At 31.9% G+C, this 18,572-nt stretch carries 17 protein-coding genes and 1 tRNA gene; 9 read left to right on the top strand and 9 right to left on the bottom strand.

What is annotated here, in order from left to right:
• Window positions 1–55 precede the first annotated feature (55 nt).
• From B3R94_RS05500 to scpA, 3 genes are all read right to left on the bottom strand, one after another.
• Window positions 56–2,806, bottom strand: a complete 2,751-nt coding sequence (locus B3R94_RS05500; protein ID WP_291099192.1) for an outer membrane beta-barrel protein — start codon at window positions 2,804–2,806, stop codon at window positions 56–58.
• Between the two features lie 59 nt (window positions 2,807–2,865).
• The gene (locus B3R94_RS05495) at window positions 2,866–3,375 is read right to left on the bottom strand and encodes a hypothetical protein (protein WP_038334805.1); all 510 of its coding nucleotides are present in this window, start codon (window positions 3,373–3,375) and stop codon (window positions 2,866–2,868) included.
• Window positions 3,376–3,451: 76 nt separating this feature from the next.
• On the bottom strand, window positions 3,452–5,584 hold the full coding sequence (gene scpA / locus B3R94_RS05490) for a methylmalonyl-CoA mutase (protein ID WP_125350662.1): 2,133 nt from the start codon (window positions 5,582–5,584) through the stop codon (window positions 3,452–3,454).
• A 173-nt stretch (window positions 5,585–5,757) separates the two neighbouring features.
• Here scpA and B3R94_RS05485 point away from each other — a divergent pair, with 173 nt between their 5' ends.
• Complete coding sequence (locus B3R94_RS05485) at window positions 5,758–6,801, top strand: hypothetical protein (RefSeq protein WP_291099189.1); 1,044 nt, start codon at window positions 5,758–5,760, stop codon at window positions 6,799–6,801.
• Between the two features lie 58 nt (window positions 6,802–6,859).
• On the opposite strand, the gene B3R94_RS05480 is transcribed toward B3R94_RS05485, so the two are convergent.
• Window positions 6,860–7,129 carry a hypothetical protein gene (locus B3R94_RS05480; RefSeq protein WP_038334819.1) on the bottom strand — a complete coding sequence of 90 codons (270 nt, stop codon included), beginning with the start codon at window positions 7,127–7,129 and terminating at the stop codon, window positions 6,860–6,862.
• A 222-nt stretch (window positions 7,130–7,351) separates the two neighbouring features.
• On the opposite strand from B3R94_RS05480, the gene era reads away from it, so the two are divergent.
• From era to B3R94_RS05465, 3 genes are all read left to right on the top strand, one after another.
• Window positions 7,352–8,239 carry a GTPase Era gene (gene era, locus B3R94_RS05475; protein WP_291099186.1) on the top strand — a complete coding sequence of 296 codons (888 nt, stop codon included), beginning with the start codon at window positions 7,352–7,354 and terminating at the stop codon, window positions 8,237–8,239.
• A 108-nt stretch (window positions 8,240–8,347) separates the two neighbouring features.
• Window positions 8,348–9,136 carry a universal stress protein gene (locus B3R94_RS05470; protein WP_221854431.1) on the top strand — a complete coding sequence of 263 codons (789 nt, stop codon included), beginning with the start codon at window positions 8,348–8,350 and terminating at the stop codon, window positions 9,134–9,136.
• Window positions 9,137–9,219: 83 nt separating this feature from the next.
• Window positions 9,220–10,464, top strand: a complete 1,245-nt coding sequence (locus tag B3R94_RS05465) for a DUF445 domain-containing protein (RefSeq protein WP_291099183.1) — start codon at window positions 9,220–9,222, stop codon at window positions 10,462–10,464.
• A gap of 52 nt (window positions 10,465–10,516) precedes the next feature.
• Here the strand turns inward: B3R94_RS05465 and B3R94_RS05460 are convergent, their stop codons facing one another.
• The 3 genes from B3R94_RS05460 to B3R94_RS05450 form a co-directional block, all read right to left on the bottom strand.
• Window positions 10,517–10,987 carry an ecotin family protein gene (locus tag B3R94_RS05460; RefSeq protein ID WP_291099181.1) on the bottom strand — a complete coding sequence of 157 codons (471 nt, stop codon included), beginning with the start codon at window positions 10,985–10,987 and terminating at the stop codon, window positions 10,517–10,519.
• A 121-nt stretch (window positions 10,988–11,108) separates the two neighbouring features.
• Window positions 11,109–11,182: transfer RNA gene (locus B3R94_RS05455), tRNA-Asn, on the bottom strand.
• A gap of 135 nt (window positions 11,183–11,317) precedes the next feature.
• Entirely contained in the window at window positions 11,318–11,992 is a 675-nt protein-coding gene (locus B3R94_RS05450) for a TIGR02117 family protein (RefSeq protein WP_291099178.1), read from the bottom strand.
• A 92-nt stretch (window positions 11,993–12,084) separates the two neighbouring features.
• On the opposite strand from B3R94_RS05450, the gene B3R94_RS05445 reads away from it, so the two are divergent.
• The gene (locus B3R94_RS05445; protein WP_291090736.1) at window positions 12,085–12,810 is read left to right on the top strand and encodes a GLPGLI family protein; all 726 of its coding nucleotides are present in this window, start codon (window positions 12,085–12,087) and stop codon (window positions 12,808–12,810) included.
• 31 nt (window positions 12,811–12,841) lie between these two features.
• Here B3R94_RS05445 and B3R94_RS05440 read toward each other — a convergent pair whose 3' ends face one another.
• Together B3R94_RS05440 and B3R94_RS05435 are read right to left on the bottom strand one after the other, a co-directional pair.
• Window positions 12,842–14,413: an Rne/Rng family ribonuclease gene (locus B3R94_RS05440; protein WP_038334846.1), complete on the bottom strand. Its 1,572-nt coding sequence runs from the start codon at window positions 14,411–14,413 to the stop codon at window positions 12,842–12,844.
• Between the two features lie 213 nt (window positions 14,414–14,626).
• On the bottom strand, window positions 14,627–14,923 hold the full coding sequence (locus tag B3R94_RS05435; RefSeq protein WP_291066360.1) for an HU family DNA-binding protein: 297 nt from the start codon (window positions 14,921–14,923) through the stop codon (window positions 14,627–14,629).
• A gap of 104 nt (window positions 14,924–15,027) precedes the next feature.
• On the opposite strand from B3R94_RS05435, the gene mutY reads away from it, so the two are divergent.
• The 4 genes from mutY (at window position 15,028) to rseP (ending at window position 18,548) form a co-directional block, all read left to right on the top strand.
• Window positions 15,028–16,047, top strand: coding sequence for an A/G-specific adenine glycosylase (gene mutY, locus B3R94_RS05430; protein WP_291066358.1), 1,020 nt, complete (start codon window positions 15,028–15,030; stop codon window positions 16,045–16,047).
• A gap of 38 nt (window positions 16,048–16,085) precedes the next feature.
• Window positions 16,086–16,538 carry a single-stranded DNA-binding protein gene (locus tag B3R94_RS05425; RefSeq protein ID WP_291099175.1) on the top strand — a complete coding sequence of 151 codons (453 nt, stop codon included), beginning with the start codon at window positions 16,086–16,088 and terminating at the stop codon, window positions 16,536–16,538.
• 15 nt (window positions 16,539–16,553) lie between these two features.
• A complete protein-coding gene (locus tag B3R94_RS05420) occupies window positions 16,554–17,162 on the top strand; it encodes a gliding motility lipoprotein GldD (protein ID WP_257468083.1) in 609 nt (202 codons plus the stop codon).
• A gap of 75 nt (window positions 17,163–17,237) precedes the next feature.
• On the top strand, window positions 17,238–18,548 hold the full coding sequence (gene rseP / locus B3R94_RS05415; RefSeq protein WP_038334862.1) for an RIP metalloprotease RseP: 1,311 nt from the start codon (window positions 17,238–17,240) through the stop codon (window positions 18,546–18,548).
• Window positions 18,549–18,572 lie beyond the last annotated feature (24 nt).

Raw genomic sequence — 18,572 nt, 5'->3', positions numbered from 1 at the left:
ATATAAGAATTGAAAAAACGGCTCAATTTTGAGCCGTTTTTTTGTTGTTATTTTACTATTGCATTTCCATTCTTCGCATTCCACCACCTTCTCTTGGTCGGTTTCCGTCTCCATTTTTTGTTGATTTTCCACCAAACTGATTTAAGTTGAATGTTAACGAGAACATTACAAAACGAGTCAGAATATTATTGCGTTGATCGATTGTTGATTCTGCTGTAATTGTACGCGTATAACTGTTATTTTGATTCAATAAATCATAAACTTTAACACCCGCTTCCAACTTATCATCGAAGAAACGATACATCAAACTTATATTCCACAAAAAGAAATCACGCTTGAAACCTGCTGCCATTCTCGAGTTATAATTGTAACTGAAATCATTTGTCCAAGTCAAATTTTTAGGAAAAGTAGAAATAGTTTTAATTCCGAAATTGTGCGTAATATTATTTTGATTATCAATTGAGTAATTGACATATTTAGAATTTGTAAAGTTCAAACGATAAGAAGGTGAAATTGTCAAATAATCACCATAATCCCAATTTAATCTCAATGTAGGTGATAAAGTTGTATTGTATTGCTCGTATTTTACCGCATCTCTAAAGCCTTGCGTTAAAGCATAACTCGCCGACATTCCTACATTTACCCTAAATTTATTGATCCCTTTTTGATATTGTTTATTAAAGAAAAAGTTACCATTTAGACGATAATTTCCTTTTACATTTTCGTATGTTGTTGTTCGTTTATAAATCGAATAATCCATTTCGGTGTAATTAACAATATTTGATTCGTTGTACGTATAACCTAAGTTAGCATTAAATCCTTGACGAGTTTTACGATCAAAATTGCTAAACATCAAATTGATTCGATGTGCTTTATTGGGATCAAGATCTGGATTACCTTTGAAAACATCTAACGGATCAGTTTCGTCTAAAATTGGTAAAACTTGTGATGTCGAAGCCAAACTTGTCTGATAATTATACATTAAGGAAAGTGAGTTGTTTCCGTTTTGATAACGAATATTTCCCGAAATATCTGGCAAGGTTTTGTTTTGAGTTGAGCTGTAATCATCTGCTTTGAATGTTCCAAAATTTTGTTGATTATAGATATTTGCTCCAAAGCGTACAGTTGCCGAAATTTTATTTTTGTTCAATAATAATTGTGCATATGGATTAAATTCATTCAATTGAGTTGAATAAAAACGCGTTAAATCATTGTTCAAATTGTCATATTCTCCTGTTACATCATTATAATTCCACGTTCTATTATTGGTTTCAGAATCGGTTAAATTATAAGCAGAACCAACAGCAATTTTCAAAGAATCTGTAATTGGATACGTATATTTTACATCAAAATTGTATTGATTATTCTTCGAAATATTTTTTTCATTGATGTTTCGATAAATATCCGCTATCGAATCATTTGTATATAAAGTTGTCGAATTGATGAACGAATTTCGATCTGTTTTCCCAATCGAAATACTTGAATTAAAGTCTAGATATGATTGATTTTTGAATTTCTGATTAAGTGATAATAATGTATTAAATGTATTCGAGTTCGATTTTCCATTTGAAGTTTGATTCATTTGATTTCTCAAATCTCCTAAATCTGAATATGTTTTACTATTCGAAACCGATGAATTTGTAGATGAAGAATTACTAAACGATGGATAAAAATAAATTTTTGTATTGTTTTTCGTCCATTCTAAATTTGTTCCAAAATTATGACCATACGTTTCACTTTTAGTTTTAGAATTCGCATCAGAAGTATAAATATTTTTTGGAGCAAAATTTTCGATGTGTTTATATTGATCATTTTTTGAAAACGAATGATTTAAACGATAATCAGCACCAATTTTCAAATTAACATTTAATTGATCGCTATAATTCAATCCAATCGAAGTATTTGTCGTTATACCATCAGAACCTCTTCTTCCCATTCCACCACGACCACGCGAACCTTCACCGCTTGTCATTCCAGAAGCTGCAATATCCGTCGAAGACCCAATCAAACTAATTTTCTTTTTACCTTTAAAATAGTTCGCCATCAAATTGCCTTCGTAATGATTATCCGTTCCATAACCCGCTGTTGCTTTCAGCATATAACCTTTCTTTTTATCCTCTTTCAAGGTAATGTTTAGCGAAGATTTATCCGATTTCGAACGTTCTCCAGAGAATTTTTCATTTTTCGTTTTATAATCCGAAACCTGAATTTTTTTGATAATATCTGCAGGTAAATTTTCTAACGCAACTTTTCCATCCGTTCCAAAAAATGGTTCACCATCAATCAAAATCTCATTAACATCTTTTCCATTTACTGTAATATTTCCGCTGTCATCCATCTCAAAACCTGGTAATTCTCTCAACAAAGCTTCCAAATTTGCATTCGGTTTTACTTTGTAAGAATCAGCATTATACTCGATTGTATCTTGTTTTACAACAATAGGTTCCACATTTGTTACCACAACCTCATCTAAATCATAAATCATCGGATTAATGATAATTGTTCCAAGATCAATATTGTTTTTGATGGATTCGAAACTTTGTTTGAAAACGCCTTCTAAAGGATCATCAATGATTAAATAAACAGGTTTATCTTGTAGATTAACTTCAATTTTGAACGTACCATCATCATTTGTAGATGTAGTAGAAATTTGTGCAGAATCGACTTTGTTGCCTAAAATAACTTCAGAATCAGTTAAAGGAAAATTAAGCACATCCGTTACTTTTCCCGTAATTGTGACTTTTTCTTGTCCAAAAGAAAAAATCGTAATCAAACTAAAAAGAAATGATAGAATATATTTTGTCATGAGATGAATTGGTTTCTTCATCTGTTAGACATCAAATTTTGAGCAAAGTTTAATTTTGATTAAAGTTTTTTCCAACTTTTATCCGAAATTTTATTTAGATCAATTTCAGAAGTTGTGATAAAAAGAGGTGTAATTTCTACAATTCGCTTTACCTGAGTTGTTTTTAGGTTAGATTCAGGACAAAAAGTTTCGATTAAAACAATTTTTTCTGAATCAGAAGAATTGGATTTATAAAGCGTTTTTTGAATTTTTTTATCAATTTTCCAATTTGTACAACTTCCAATACTATAATATTCGAAGGTTAGAAGTGGAAGAAATCCGAAGATAATTCCAAAGATAAATTTCATCACATTCATAAAACTCCATCCGTCTTTCTTTTTGATAGAAAGTAGAAAAAGTACATAAATACTAACTGCCGCAGCAAATGTTAAAAGCTTTGGAAATAGTTTCGCAAAATCATGATTCGCGAATTCTAAACTGATAAAATCTCCAATCAGAAAGTATCCAATAAACCATATAATAAAAATTGTACAGATGATTAAGATAATATTTCGAAGAGTTTTATTCATTTCGCTTTAAGGTTTGTGTGGTATAAATATAAAAATATTCCTGTCAATAGACAGGAATACTCATACTAAAATAGATTTATTTATAAGATTTCAATAAATTCTCTAAAATTTCGCAGGCACATTCCGCCAAGTTTGTCCCTGGACCAAAGATTGCATCTGCACCATTTTGATAAAGATAATCATAATCTTGACGCGGAATAACACCTCCGACTACGATATAAACATCGTCTCTACCTAATTCTTTCAATTGTTTTACAACTTCCGGAACCAACGTTTTGTGTCCTGCAGCCAAAGAAGAAATTCCTAAAATATGAACATCATTCTCTACAGCTTGTTTCGCAACTTCTGCTGGCGTCTGGAACAATGGAGAAATATCCACATCAAATCCCATATCCGCAAAAGAGGTTGCAACGACTTTCGCACCACGATCGTGACCATCTTGTCCCATTTTAGCTACCATAATACGAGGACGGCGTCCATCTTCTTCGGCAAACTCGTCAGCTAAATTACGAGCTTCCTCAAATTTATTCATTTTACCTGCTTCCATAGCATAAACTCCTTGAATTCCTCTTGTAATTGCTTTATGACGACCAAAAACAGCTTCTAATGCATCAGAAATTTCACCTAAAGTAACACGACGACGAGCCGCTTCGATAGATAATTCTAATAAATTTCCTTCGCCTGTTTCAGCAGCTTTTGTTAATTGTGCTAAAATATCTTTTACAGCTTCGCTGTTACGCTCCGCTTTAATTTGATTTAATCGATCAATTTGTTTTTGACGAACAGCAGTGTTGTCAACTTCTAAAATTTCGAACTCTTGTTGTTCTAATTTCGAACGATAAGCATTAACACCTACAATTGCAACTTCACCAGAATCAATTTTGGCTTGTTTTTTTGCAGCAGCTTCTTCAATACGCATTTTTGGAATTCCAGCTTCTATGGCTTGCGTCATTCCACCTAATTCACGAACTTCTTGAATATATTCCCACGCTTGATTTGCCATTTCATTTGTCAAAGATTCAATCATAAAGCTTCCTCCAAAAGGATCAGCCGTTCTACAAATTTGAGTTTCCTCTTGTAAAATGATTTGTGTATTACGTGCAATACGAGCCGAGAAATCTGTTGGCAAAGCAATTGCTTCGTCCAACGCATTGGTATGCAAAGACTGCGTTCCTCCTAAAGCAGCAGCTAACGCTTCTATCGCTGTACGACCAATATTGTTATAAGGTTCTTGCTCTGTTAAACTCCAACCAGAAGTCTGACAGTGCGTTCTCAACATTAATGATTTTTTATTTTGAGGCTCAAATTCTTGCATCAATTTTGCCCATAACATACGAGCAGCTCTCATTTTTGCAATTTCTTGAGGGAAATTCATTCCAATCGCCCAGAAAAATGATAAACGAGGAGCAAAATCATCAACTTTCAATCCTGCTTCCAAACCAGTTTTTACATATTCGTAACCATCTGCAAGGGTATAAGCCATTTCCAAAACAGGCGTAGCTCCAGCTTCTTGCATGTGATAACCCGAAATAGAAATCGAATTGAAGCGAGGAATTTTTTGAGAAGTATATTCGAAAATATCTGCAATAATTTTCATTGAAGGAGTTGGCGGATAAATGTATGTATTACGCACCATGAACTCTTTCAAAATATCATTCTGAATTGTACCAGAAAGTTGATCTTGCGAAACACCTTGCTCTTCTGCAGCTACAATGTAAAAAGCTAAAATAGGAAGAACAGCTCCGTTCATTGTCATCGAAACCGAAATTTTATCCAATGGAATTTCATTGAACAAAATCTTCATATCTTCTACAGAATCTATCGCAACGCCAGCTTTACCTACATCTCCTACAACACGTTCATGATCTGAGTCGTAACCGCGGTGAGTAGCCAAATCAAAGGCAACAGAAAGCCCTTTCTGACCAGCAGCTAAATTTCTTTTATAAAAAGCATTCGATTCTTCTGCAGTAGAAAAACCTGCATATTGGCGAATTGTCCAAGGTTGACGAACATACATTGTCGTATAAGGACCGCGTAAATATGGGGCAACTCCGGGTAAAAAGTTAATCTGTTTCAGATTTTTTACATCATCGTAATTGTAATCACTTTTGACTTGTAAACTATCTAATTCAAATGACTCTATATGTGATGGATTAGAATTTAGATTTCGTTTAAATCTTAAATTCGAAAAATCTGTTTTGTGATTCATCTTGCTAAGATAAATAATTATCCATTAAATTTTATAAAATTACCAATTTTTGAAACTGCTTTTTTCAACTTTTTGTCAACAAAAGTTGAAAAAACATTTTAATCGAGTTTTTTGGTAAAATTATTGATTTAATTTGATTATCAGTAAATTAAAAACACACAAAAGTAATTATTATGAAGTTAGATTTTAGCAAGAGAACGATTCCAGAGATTCTGAGTGAATTTCAGGATAAAAATACCTTTCAATGGCAAAATGATATTTTTGATTTGATGAAAAAGATCGATTCAAAAGAAGAAAAAGTTAATTTCCATTATTCGAGAGAAGATAATGTTTATATATCAAATTTTGATCCTCGATTTGTGAATGAAACGTTTCATTCGTTAAATAATTTTTTAGGATTGAAAAAAGGTGATTCTACGCTTTTAAGTTCATCGGTTTTAGAAAATGAAGGAGAAATTTCATTGGTTCAGGCCATAGAAGGAGGTTTTGATTTGTATTGTCATGAGGATTCGGATAAAGTGAAGATTCCATTAACAGACGAAAGTCAAGACGTAATAGGATACGCATTAAATTATGCTTATTTGACAAAGAAACAGATTGAAAATTCTTTTGAAGATTTAGCAAGAATCGAAAAAATTGCTGTCGAAAGTGATGATTTGTCAGATGATTTGAAAAGTAAATTGAATGATCAAACGAAAACAACTTTTTATCAAGTTTTTACCGCGAATGGGCTTCCAATTGCAGTAAAAAAAATAGATGAAACAGATTATACAGTTTTAGATAAAATAGAACTTTCGGAAGATGAAAAAGGTAATTTAGTCTTGAATTCGCCTTACGAAAAAGAATCACTAAATTTATATAGACAGGCTATTGTTTCGGATGATCAGAAAAAGTTTAGATGGATTTCTAGAAATGAGTGTAAGTTGAATGGGAAAGATGTGGTGAATTTAGAATTGATCGAAGAGAAATTAAAACCATATATCGATTATAATTTTATTGTGATTGCTTTTCCGAAAAAAGGATCTACAGAAGATGTAATTTCTTTGGTAATAGAAAGTCGATTTGCAGAACACGTTGATATACCAAAAAGTGAATTAGAATCTTATGAAGTTCCGCAACAAACATTTTTTATCGGAGATTTTCCAAAAAGTAATGATAAAGCCCCTATTAGAGCAGAATTAATTAGATTGTTGAAAGAATCTAACGATAATAATTAATTAAAAAAGGGATACGACATCGTCGTATCCCTTTTTTAATTTAAGCAATAAACAATTTTTAGTATTGAATATCAATTAAAGATTTTAACGGAATCAAAACTCCATTCTTAATTTGTAAAAATTTATCCGTAACAGACCAAACAGTCGTCTCAATTTTCTTAGGACCTTGATCTGTTTGAAATGTAATATATGCTTTAGATTTGAATTCGTTTCCTAATCTTACTGCACCATTCAATTTGTTTGCCTCTACCGTTACTTCGTCTTTTGGCGCGTCTAAAAATTTATAGTTTCTTACTTCTTCTTTTTCGATAAGTTCTGCTTTCATCATTTTTTTAAATTTTGGTTAATTTAATCTTCCATAACACATATATGAAATTAATCATATTTTTCAATAAACCATAACTTTCGTCATATTTTTTTGAACTTAATTAGAATTATTCAAAATACAGACCAAAATCAATTTTATGAAATTAAAATTTCATTAGAATATTAATCTTTTCTTCAACATATTAATCTGAAATAATATTAAAGAAATCACTAAATTTGCAGAATGTCAGACGAAAATAAATTTAAATCCGGTTTTGTAAACATCATAGGAAATCCAAATGTTGGGAAATCTACTTTGATGAATATGTTGATGAAAGAGCGTTTGGTTATCGCAACACATAAAGCGCAAACGACGCGTCATCGTATCAAAGGTATTTTGACAGGAGAAGATTATCAGATTGTATTTTCGGATACGCCTGGTGTTTTGGATCCTGCTTATGAACTGCAAACAAAAATGATGGATGCAGTAAATGAATCGTTGGTGGATGCTGATGTGATTCTTTATGTTGTAGAAATTGGAGAAAAACGATTGAAAAATGAACAAGTTTTCGAACGTCTGCAAAAAACATCTACACCAATTATTTTATTATTGAATAAAATTGATACAGCTACGCCAGATCGATTAAATGAAGCAGTAGAATATTGGCACGAATTATTACCAAAAGCAGAGATTTTACCTATTTCGGCAAAAGAAAACGTGAATGTAGATTTGTTGATTAATAAGATCAAAGCAATTATTCCAGAAGGTCCGCAATATTATCCAGAAGATCAATTAACAGACCGTTCGGAGCGTTTTATTGTAAATGAAGTTATTCGCGAAAAGATTTTATTAAACTATCAAAAAGAGATTCCATATTCTGTTGAGGTAGTAACAGAACGTTTCAAAGAAGATTTGAATTTAATTTCTATCGAAGCTGAAATTTTTGTTGAGCGTGACTCTCAGAAAGGAATTATTATTGGACATAAAGGAGAGTCTTTATCGAAAGTAGGAAAAGAAGCAAGAGAAGAGTTAGAGAAATTCTTTGATAAAAAAGTATTCTTGAAACTTTTCGTGAAAGTGCGAAAAGACTGGAGAAGCAAAGAGAATGATTTGCGTCGTTTTGGTTATTAAAAACGGTTAAAAAATAGATAAGTCTTGAGAAATCAAGACTTTTTTTGTGGCTTTACCTAAATTTTAGTTGTAAATTTATAGAACAATCTATTCTAGAATTTAATTATTATGGCTAAAATATTATTTCCAACCGATTTTTCGGAAACAGCGAACAATGCTTTTTTGTATGCGTTAAACCTTGCAAAAGTTCTCAAAACTAATATTAAGTTAGTCTCGGTACAATCAAATCTTAAAAATTATCTTGAAGTTACAGAAGAAAACTTCGAAAATTATATCAATAAACTTAAAAATATTGCAAAAGAAAATAACCTTGAACACGTTAAAATAGAGAGTTCTTTGGTTGTTGGCGATTTGTTGTTGATGATTTTGGATATTATCAACAAAGAAGATATACAATACGTGGTGATGGGAACGAATGGACAAAATAGTTTAGGCAAAAAGTTTTTTGGTTCTAACACGGTAAATGTCATTAACAATTCGCCTGCACCTGTGTTGGTTGTTCCAAATAATGTAAAATTTAAAGAAGAAAGAAATTTTGCTTACGCTACATTGTTCAATCAAAAAGAAGCAAAAGCTTTGGCGCAAATGGAAGAAGTGACAAAACGTTACGATAAATTGTTGAACATTGTACATGTTGATGATAAATCGATTACTCCACAAATGTTAAGCGTGAAAAAAGAATGGGAAGAAGAATATCCTGAAGCGATGATTACAATTGAACCGAATAAAGATGTAGAAGATGGTTTAATCACTTATTGTACAAAAAACAACATCGATGTTTTAGGTGTTGTTCACCGTGAATTATCATCTTTCGAAAGATTATTTACAATCAATCATAGCCAACGATTATTGTCGAGTGCAAATGTTGCATTATTGGTTTTTCAGGAAAGTAAATAAATCAAAAACATAAAACTTAGAGCGGAGAATTCTCCGCTTTTTTGATTGGCTAAATTTTTGCAACAAATTTTCAAAACACTTTTATGACGGAACTTCAGAAAATACAAAACCTCAAAAAACATAAAGCTATTGCGACAGGATTATTTATTCTGATGGCTTTTATTTACTTTTTGATGGTGTATCTAAGTCAACATTCGCCAGCGAAATGGATCGGATATGTAGAGGCATTTACCGAAGCAGCGATGGTTGGTGCGCTTGCCGATTGGTTTGCGGTTACAGCTTTGTTCAAATATCCGCTTGGACTTAAAATTCCGCATACAAATCTGATTGAAAATAGTAAAAATGCAATCGGAGATAATTTGGGACAGTTTGTAACTGAGAATTTTTTGACGCCATCTACAATTCGTCCATATATCGAGAAATTAGAAGTTGTAAAATACGCAGCAGATTGGTTGAATAAACCTACGAATCAAGAAATGTTGCAAGAAGAGTTGATTAATTTCTCCAAGAAAATTGTCAAAGACTTAGATGATAAAGATGTCGTTGATTTTATAACCTTGAAAGGTGATGAAATTTTAAAACAATTTGATTTACCTGAATTAGTATCATCAAGTTTAGAGTATATTTTAGAAAAGGAAAAACACGACGAAATTTTAGAAGCAATCATTCCAAAAGCGAAAGAGTATATCTTAGAAAGTGATTTGATTATTAAAGATAAATTAAATGAAAAACATCCTTTCATTTCATTTTTTGCTGGTAAAAAAATATCGAAAGGAGTAGTGGAAGGCGTGGTTAGTTTTTTGGATGAGGTTGAAGCGGACAAAGAGCATCCAATTCGTCATAATATCGAACGAATTATCCGAGAAAATATTCAGAATATAAAAGAATCTCCCGATTGGAAATTTAGGTTAGAATCGCTTCGAGATGATTTTATCACAAAAGAACGATTGAATGATTATGCTTTGGATTTGTGGTTGGCGATTAAACAAAATTTGACCGAAAGTTTTGATGATGAAAACTCTGCAATGCAAGTTTACATTAAGAAAAATATAAAAAAATTGACCGAAAATTTGAACGATAATCAAGAAATGATTGATAAGATTAATGGTTGGGTGCGTCATTTTATTTACCGTATGATTTTACGAAATGTCAAAGAGGTTGAAAGTTTGATTAGTAATACAGTTGATAAATGGGAAGGAAAAGAATTGAGCGAAAAGCTAGAGTTGGAAGTTGGGAAAGACCTGCAATTTATTCGGATTAACGGAACGTTAGTTGGAGGACTTGTTGGTTTAGTTATTTACATGATTACGCAATTGGTATTTCATTAAAATATAAAAGCTCGAGAATTTCTCGAGCTTTTTCAATTAACAACTATAAATATTACTTAACTATGTTAAGTTTTTCATCTGCTTTCCAAATTCTATATTCTAATGTATAGCCTTTTGGTACGTAAACTACGATTGGTGATTTGCTATTGTAACGCGTCTGCAAAGATTGAGCGTGTACAATTTTTTCGACAGATTTATTGTCAAAACATCCCATTAAAGTTCCTGCTATATTTCCAGCAGTTTCGAAATTAAAATAATCATAACCCCAACTATCAACAGTTTTTTGATCAAAACTTCCACTTAAGAAAAATTGATTACAAGAATCAACCTTTGTTTTTTTCCCAGCAAATATTTCAACTAAATAGTTTTCTTCATTGGCTTGTGGTTTTAAAGTGATAATTTTCTGTTCATATCCATCTTTTGCTTTTGGATACATTGAATAATCTATTTTCATATTTTTTTGTGCGAATGTTACCATAACCATTAATAATGCTAAAATGCTAAATACTTTTCTAAGTTTCATACTAATTTGATTTTATTTGTTTTTCTATTAGTAAGATGCGAAAGTTGGGTGAATGGTTGTGTGAGGGAATGTTAAATATTTGTGAAATAAAAAAAAGACAATCAATTGATTGTCTTTTTTGCTCCTCCTCTTGGGCTCGAACCAAGGACCCTCTGATTAACAGTCAGATGCTCTAACCAACTGAGCTAAGGAGGAGTATCGTTATCGATATTGTGTTGCAAATATAGAGCAAATTTTATTACTTCCAAATCTTAAAAGTATTTTTTTTCGTTCTACAAGTCGCATTAATAGACAACTCTTTGAAAATGAATCAGAAATAATTTAAAAAAATTATTCATAATGACGAAAAATTCCTTGTTGTGTTGCCGTCCACAAGGGGGCTTCTTTATTTGCTGCTTTTAACGCGCTTGCAGCCCACGTATTACACGTAAAAAATAAACTATAACTTCCTTTTGCTTCGTAAAACGAATCACTATCTCCATAAACAGCATCTGTTTTTATTAATTCGACTTTGTTATTTAGATCCAAATCAAATGATTGCTTGATGTAAACAATTAATTTTTGATACTCTTCTACACTCAAATCAACTTTTTTACAATTGTCATCTATCGTCATATTATCATAAAAAGTAGTATGAATCGCCGAATCTCCTAACCAAAACGCAGCGTTGAAAGCTGTAGAGAATTTAAGATCTTTCCATTCCGGTGTATCCAAATAGAAACCTTTATCACCCCAACCAAAGGCAATATATTTGTATTCTTTTTTCGATTTTGTATCCAAGAAAGGTACAAAAGTCGACCAATCTATCGCTTCAGATTTTACAGGAACTACAATGTCTGTATGTACACCATTTGTCAAAATATACGCAGTGATTTTGTCGTTAGGCTTCTGTTTTTCTTTGTTAACAGGTATCATTGGCAATAAAACTACCGCAAGTAGATACACCACAATTAATAAAACTAAAACGCCTAACGTTTTGAGTAGGATTCTGAAGATTTTTTTCATTGTAAAAGGTTGAAAAGCTAATTTATAGAAAAATAAATGATAATTAAAACTAGTTTTATTTATCTTTAAAATTTACTTTTAATTAAATACGAATGAGATACTTATTGCTAATTGTACTTCCTATTTTCAATTTCGCTCAAGAAAAATTTAAGGTCGAATATGAAATTCGAAATTTTGTAACCGTTTCTAATACATCACCCGAAAAGGCAAAACAATTAGAAGAAGCATATTCAAAACCTAAATATTACGAATTATTTGTTGATAAGAATAAATGTTTATCCAAAGAAGTTCAACGAATTGATAATTCTCAAGGAAGCAGAATGGCTATATTAGTTGTAGAAGGCGATGTGGTAGACAAACAAACATATTTGGATTTTGATTCTAATGAAAAAATCATTGAAAAAAGTGTTGATGGAAAAGCGTATTTGGTGAATGATATAATCGAAAGTAATGATTGGAAACTTACAAAAGAAACTAAAACCATAAATGGTTATAATGTTAGAAAAGCTACTTTAAACAATGATACTCACTTAATAGAAGCTTGGTTTGCAAAAGATATTAAAAGTAAATGTGGACCTAATAAGTACAATAATTTACCAGGATTAATTTTAGAGGTAAAATCTACAGTTATTGAAAAACCAACAACTTATACATCCATGAAATTAGAATCTATTAAGCTTGATAATAAAATATCTATTCAAAAACCTAATAAAGGGCAACAAATGAATGATGTTGAATTTAATGATTTTATCTCCGAATATTATCGAAAGATTGATGAAAAATTTAAAGAATCACAAAAACAAGGTATTGATAAATAAAACAAAAAACCTCGCAATTGCGAGGTTCTTCTTAATTTGATTCGTTGTAAAGTGTATTATGATCTTTGTCCAAGAAATTAAATTGTAAGTATTTGTACGCATCTCTTGGTACAATCTTAATCCACTTTTTATGCTTAAAAAACCATTTCATCTGAATGCTTGGCAATCCATGTTGTAAATAAGCAGCTACGAAAGGATGCACGTGCAACGACATTTTTCGTAAATCCTTATCTTTTCTATCAAGGATATTCAAGAGCACTTGTTCAATTTTATCAATTGTAACGATAGGTGCTTCAACTTCATTCGATTCTTGGTTAGGATTTTCTTCAGTTGTAACGAAATTCACTTCTGGGCGAACACGTTGTCTTGTAATCTGAATCAATCCAAATTTACTTGGTGGCAAAATCTTATGTTTTGCTTTATCTTTCGCCATTTCAGCTCTCAGATGCTCGAACAATTCTTTTTTATGTTCTACATCCGTCATGTCAATAAAATCGACCACAACAATTCCTCCCATATCACGTAATCGCAATTGACGTGCAATTTCAGAAGCAGCAATTTTGTTTACGGCAAAAGCTGAATCTTCCTGATTTTTAGAATTACGAGAAATATTTCCCGAATTCACATCAATTACGTGTAACGCTTCTGTATGTTCAATCACAAGATATGCACCTTTAGATTGTGGAATAGTTACCGTTTTACCAAAAGCTTGTTTAATTTGTCTTTCGACATTAAACTTCTCAAAAATTGGAACAAATGGATCGTCGTATTCTTTTACCAAATTAATTTTATCTGGTGCAATAACTTCCAAATATTCGCGCATTTCGTCAGCTAATTCGTCATCATCAACAGAAATTTTAATAAAATCATCATTAAAATTATCTCTTAAAATAGAAGAAGCTCTGTCCATTTCGCTAAGAATTTTAGCTGGGGCTTTCTTTTTCTGAAGATTTTTGAAGATTTGAGTCCATTTGTTTAACAAATAAGCCAAATCTGCTTGCAACTCTTCTGCGTTCTTCTCTTCGGCAACTGTTCTGATAATAACTCCGAAGCCTTCTGGTGTTAAACCTTCTAAAATTTTGATTAAACGATCGCGTTCTGGTTTTTGTTTGATTTTTTGCGAAATCGAAACACGTTCCGAAAATGGAACTAAAACTAAATAGCGACCAGCAATTGAAATTTCAGAAGTAATTCTTGGTCCTTTCGTATGGATTGGTTCTTTTGTAATTTGAACCAAAACGGAATCACCTGGAGCAAAGATTTCTGTAATTTGTCCATCTTTGTCAATCGGCTCTTCCATACGGAAGTTCTTCAATTTTTCGGTTTTGTACGTGCCATTTGCTACAATTTTGTTGTATGCATTTGACGAACGTATTTGTGGACCTAAGTCATGATAATGTAAAAATGCATCTTTCGAATAACCAATGTCAACAAAGGTTGCATTTAAACTAGGAGCTAATTTTTTGATTTTACCCAAGTAAATGTCGCCAACTGCAAAGCCATCATTTGCAGTATCTTGATGAAATTCCATCAAGCGACCTTCATCTAAAACTGCGATGCGTACTTGATCAGCTAAGGCTGAAATCACTAATTCTTTACTCATCAAAAAATTATGTTTTTAAAAATGATAAAAGCACTTTCCAAAATTTCCATTGAAAAGTGCTATCTTGTAAAAAGACTAAATTATTAATAGCTTAGCTACTAATTATTTTTTCTTTTTGTGTCTGTTAAGACGACGACGTTTTTTGCGTTTGTGCGTCGCTACCTTATGTCTTTTACGTTTTTTTCCGCTTGGCATGATACAATTATTTTATTGTTATTTGATTATGTTTGCTTCGCTAGTCTTTACATCTTCGATGAAAGTCTTAGCTGGTTTAAATGTAGGAACGTTGTGTGCTGGGATAATGATAGAAGTACCTTTCGTAATGTTTCTACCTGTTTTTTCAGCTCTAGTTTTAATAGTAAAAGAACCAAATCCTCTTAAGTATACATTTTCTCCTTCTACTAATGATTTAATCACCTCCTCCATAAACGATTCTACCACTCTTTGAGTATCGCTCTTTTCAAGTCCTAATTTACCTGAAATGTTATTTACTATTTCTGCCTTTGTCATAATTCCTCTTATTATTCTTAAATTTGAAAGCGGGTGCAAATATAACGATAGTATCCCAACAAAAAAAGATTTTTTCAGTTTTTATGAACTTCAACTATCTGATTTTGTCATATTTTGACAAAAATAAACGAGATTTACCTTGGCGTCATACAAAAGACCCATTTCACATTTGGTTGTCGGAAATTATTCTCCAACAAACAAAGGTTGACCAAGGTATGAAATTTTACAATAATTTCATACAAGAATTTGAGACTATTTTCGATTTGGCAAATGCCGACGAACAAAAAGTCCTAAAACTCTGGCAAGGACTGGGTTATTATTCCCGTGCCAGAAATTTGCACTTCACGGCAAAGACGATTGCTGATGAATTAATTGGACAATTTCCGAATAATTTCAAAGATTTAAAAAAGCTAAAAGGCGTAGGAGATTACACTGCTGCTGCAATTGCATCTATTGTATATGATGAATCTGTGCCTGCTGTAGACGGAAATATGTTTCGAGTTTTTGCGCGATATTTTAATATTACAGATGATATAAGTTCGCCAAAAACAAAGAAGGTTTTCTGGGATTTGGGCTTAGAAATCATTGATAAAAAACGTCCGGGTGATTTTAATCAGGCGGTGATGGATTTGGGAGCAACGATTTGTACACCGAAACAACCAAAATGCGAAATTTGTCCACTTAACGAATCTTGTGAAGCGCTTCGATTAAATAAAGTTAACGAATTGCCAATAAAATTGAAAAAGACAAAAATTTCGAATCGTTTTTTACATTTTATTCTCATCGAAAATGAAGATAAAATTGCCTTGTCTAAACGAATTGGAAATGATGTTTGGAAAAATTTATTCACTTTTCCAAAAATCGAAACTGAAACTGATTTATTAGACAAAGGTTGGATTTTAGATCAAAATCTTGAAAATAATCTAACTTTTATCGAAGAAGAGAAACACATTTTGTCGCATCAAAATTTATTTATAAAATATTGGAAATTAAATGTATCTTTAAGAGATATAACAAATTTGAAAGCCGAAAATGATTTTGAAATGATTGCTTTAAACGATCTCGAACATTATCCGCTTCCAAAACCAATAGAAAAATTTATAAATAAACATTATTTGGATTAACTTTGTAAATAACAAGCCACTAAAAACCTATTACAACTATGAATGGAACAACGAATAAAGTACTTTTGATCGGAAATTTGGGTGATGATGTAAAATTGCATCATTTTGATGAACAAAATTGTATTGGACGATTTCCTATTGCAACGACAGAATCTTATATATCGAGAACGGGAGAGCGAATTACAGAAACAGAATGGCACAATATTGTGACACGCAATAAATTGGCAGAATTATGTGATCGTTATCTGAAAAAAGGAGATAAAGTTTTTGTCGGAGGACGCATTAAAACGCGCAAATGGGACGATAACGGACAAACTCGTTATACAACGGAAATCGTAGCAAATTCAATCGAGTTTTTGACACCAAAAATTGACAATGAACAACGTCAAGCCATGCAAAATGATCAGAACAAAGTTCAGCAAAGTCAACAAAACACAACAGTTGTCGAGCCTCCTTTTATAGACGAAGGAGAAGACGATTTGCCTTTTTAGAAATTAAAAAATTAAATGAATTTTACAAAACTTAACGTTTTACGTTATACAATGAATTTTAAAACTATAATAGCATTATGTAGTAGTGCTATTTTTTTTGTGTCGTGCAATAAAAGCGAGGAAGTTGCCAAACCTTTAGGACAAGTTCGCCTCGAATATCCGCAACAAACTTATCTGTCTTTCAAAGAAAATGTACCCTATACTTTTCAATACTCAAACTTTGGGAAGGTCATTATGGGTAAAAAACCAAACTCTTTCAATATTGTTTATCCAAGAATGAAAGCGACAATTTACCTGACATATTTTCCAGTTCAGTCTCCACAAGATTTAATCGTTCAAATAAAAGAAAGTGAAAGTTTTGTGCAAGAACAGACGGTTAAAGCCAGTTTTATCTCGCCACAAGAATTTTCTTTTCCAGAAAAAAAGGTTTTTGGTACTATGTATGAATTAGGAGGAGAATCAGCGATTAATATTCAGTTTCATGCGACGGATAGTGTAAAGAATTTTTTAGCAGGTTCGGTTTATTTCAAAACTCAACCAAAACCCGATTCTTTAGCTCCAGCAGTTGATTATATCAAAAAAGATGTAAAAAAATTGTTAGAAACCTTAGAATGGAAAAAATAAACCGCTTTGATAAATAAATTCGATTAATTTTGTAATCGTTTAATAAAATTAGAACATAAATAAATTTAAAACAATATGTTAATACAGATAGCTACCTTAATGCTTAGTTTGATGCTTTTAGTAATGTTGCACGAACTAGGACATTATGTAACAGCGCGATGGTTTGGCGTTCGTGTCGAACGTTTCTTTTGTTTTTTCGATGTGAAATTTGCCATTTGGAAAAAGAAAATTGGTGATACTGTTTACGGTATCGGTTGGTTGCCTCTTGGAGGATACGTAAAACTTTCGGGAATGATTGACGAAAGTATGGATTTGGAACAAATGAAACAAGAACCAAAACCATGGGAATTCCGCGTAAAACCAGCTTGGCAACGATTAATCATCATGTTAGGAGGTATTATTGTAAATATCATTTTAGCGATGATTATTTATACTATTTTATTCATTTCTCAAGGAAAAAGCTTTGTTGATGTAAACAAAATGCAATATGGAATCGAAGCGAATGCAACGCAAACTAAATTCGGCTTGCAAAAAGGTGATATTCCAGTTGGTGTAAATGGTGTTAAATATCAAGCATTAAATGAAATAGGAAAAGAAGCCTTGTTGGGTGGTGAAACTTTAGATGTAAAACGTCAAGGAAAAGAAGTTTCTTTACCAATTACAGAAGATTTCAGAACTGAAATTTTAAACGCTAAAGGCGCTTTCTTTATTCCTCAAATGCCAACCGTTGTGGATTCTGTTGTTGAGAATAGTGCAGCACAAAAAGCAGGTTTATTAAAAGATGATAAAGTAATTGCTATTGATGGTTTCACAACACCTCTATTTTCAGATTTAACAAATAAATTAAAAGAATACAAAGGAAAAACAGTTTCTTTAAGTGTTGAAAGAAAAGGCGAGCCTGTAGAGTTGATGGTAAATGTAGATAAAGATGGAAGCATTGGATTCCTAAGATCAACAGCATATTTAGATTCATTAATTTCTAAGGAAGATTATACAATTGGTGAAGGAATCGCAAAAGGAATTGTAGAGCCATTTGAAGCGATTGCAACACAAGTTCGTGGAATTGGAACATTGTTCCAAGTAAAAGACGGTCGTAAACAAGTTGCTGGACCAATTGGAATGGTAAAACAAATGCCAAAAGAATGGAACTGGTTATTTTTCTGGTCATTCACGGCAATGATTTCTGCTTGGTTAGCATTCATAAACTTATTACCAATCCCAGGTTTGGACGGTGGACATGCCGTTTTTGCTATCTATGAAATGGTGACAGGTAAAAAACCAAGTGAAAAAGTTTTAGAAAAAGCACAAATGGTTGGAGTTGTAATTATCTTAGGATTAATGGTATTCATCTTCGGGAATGATATTGTGAATATGATTTTTAAATAAATTTTAAAATATTTTTTGTGGGTG

The organism is Empedobacter sp. UBA7611 (assembly GCF_002484365.1).
Classification (GTDB): Bacteria; Bacteroidota; Bacteroidia; order Flavobacteriales; family Weeksellaceae; genus Empedobacter; species Empedobacter falsenii_B.
The sequence above is the reverse complement of the archived record's forward strand: the minus strand, read 5'-3'. Positions and strand labels throughout refer to the sequence as shown.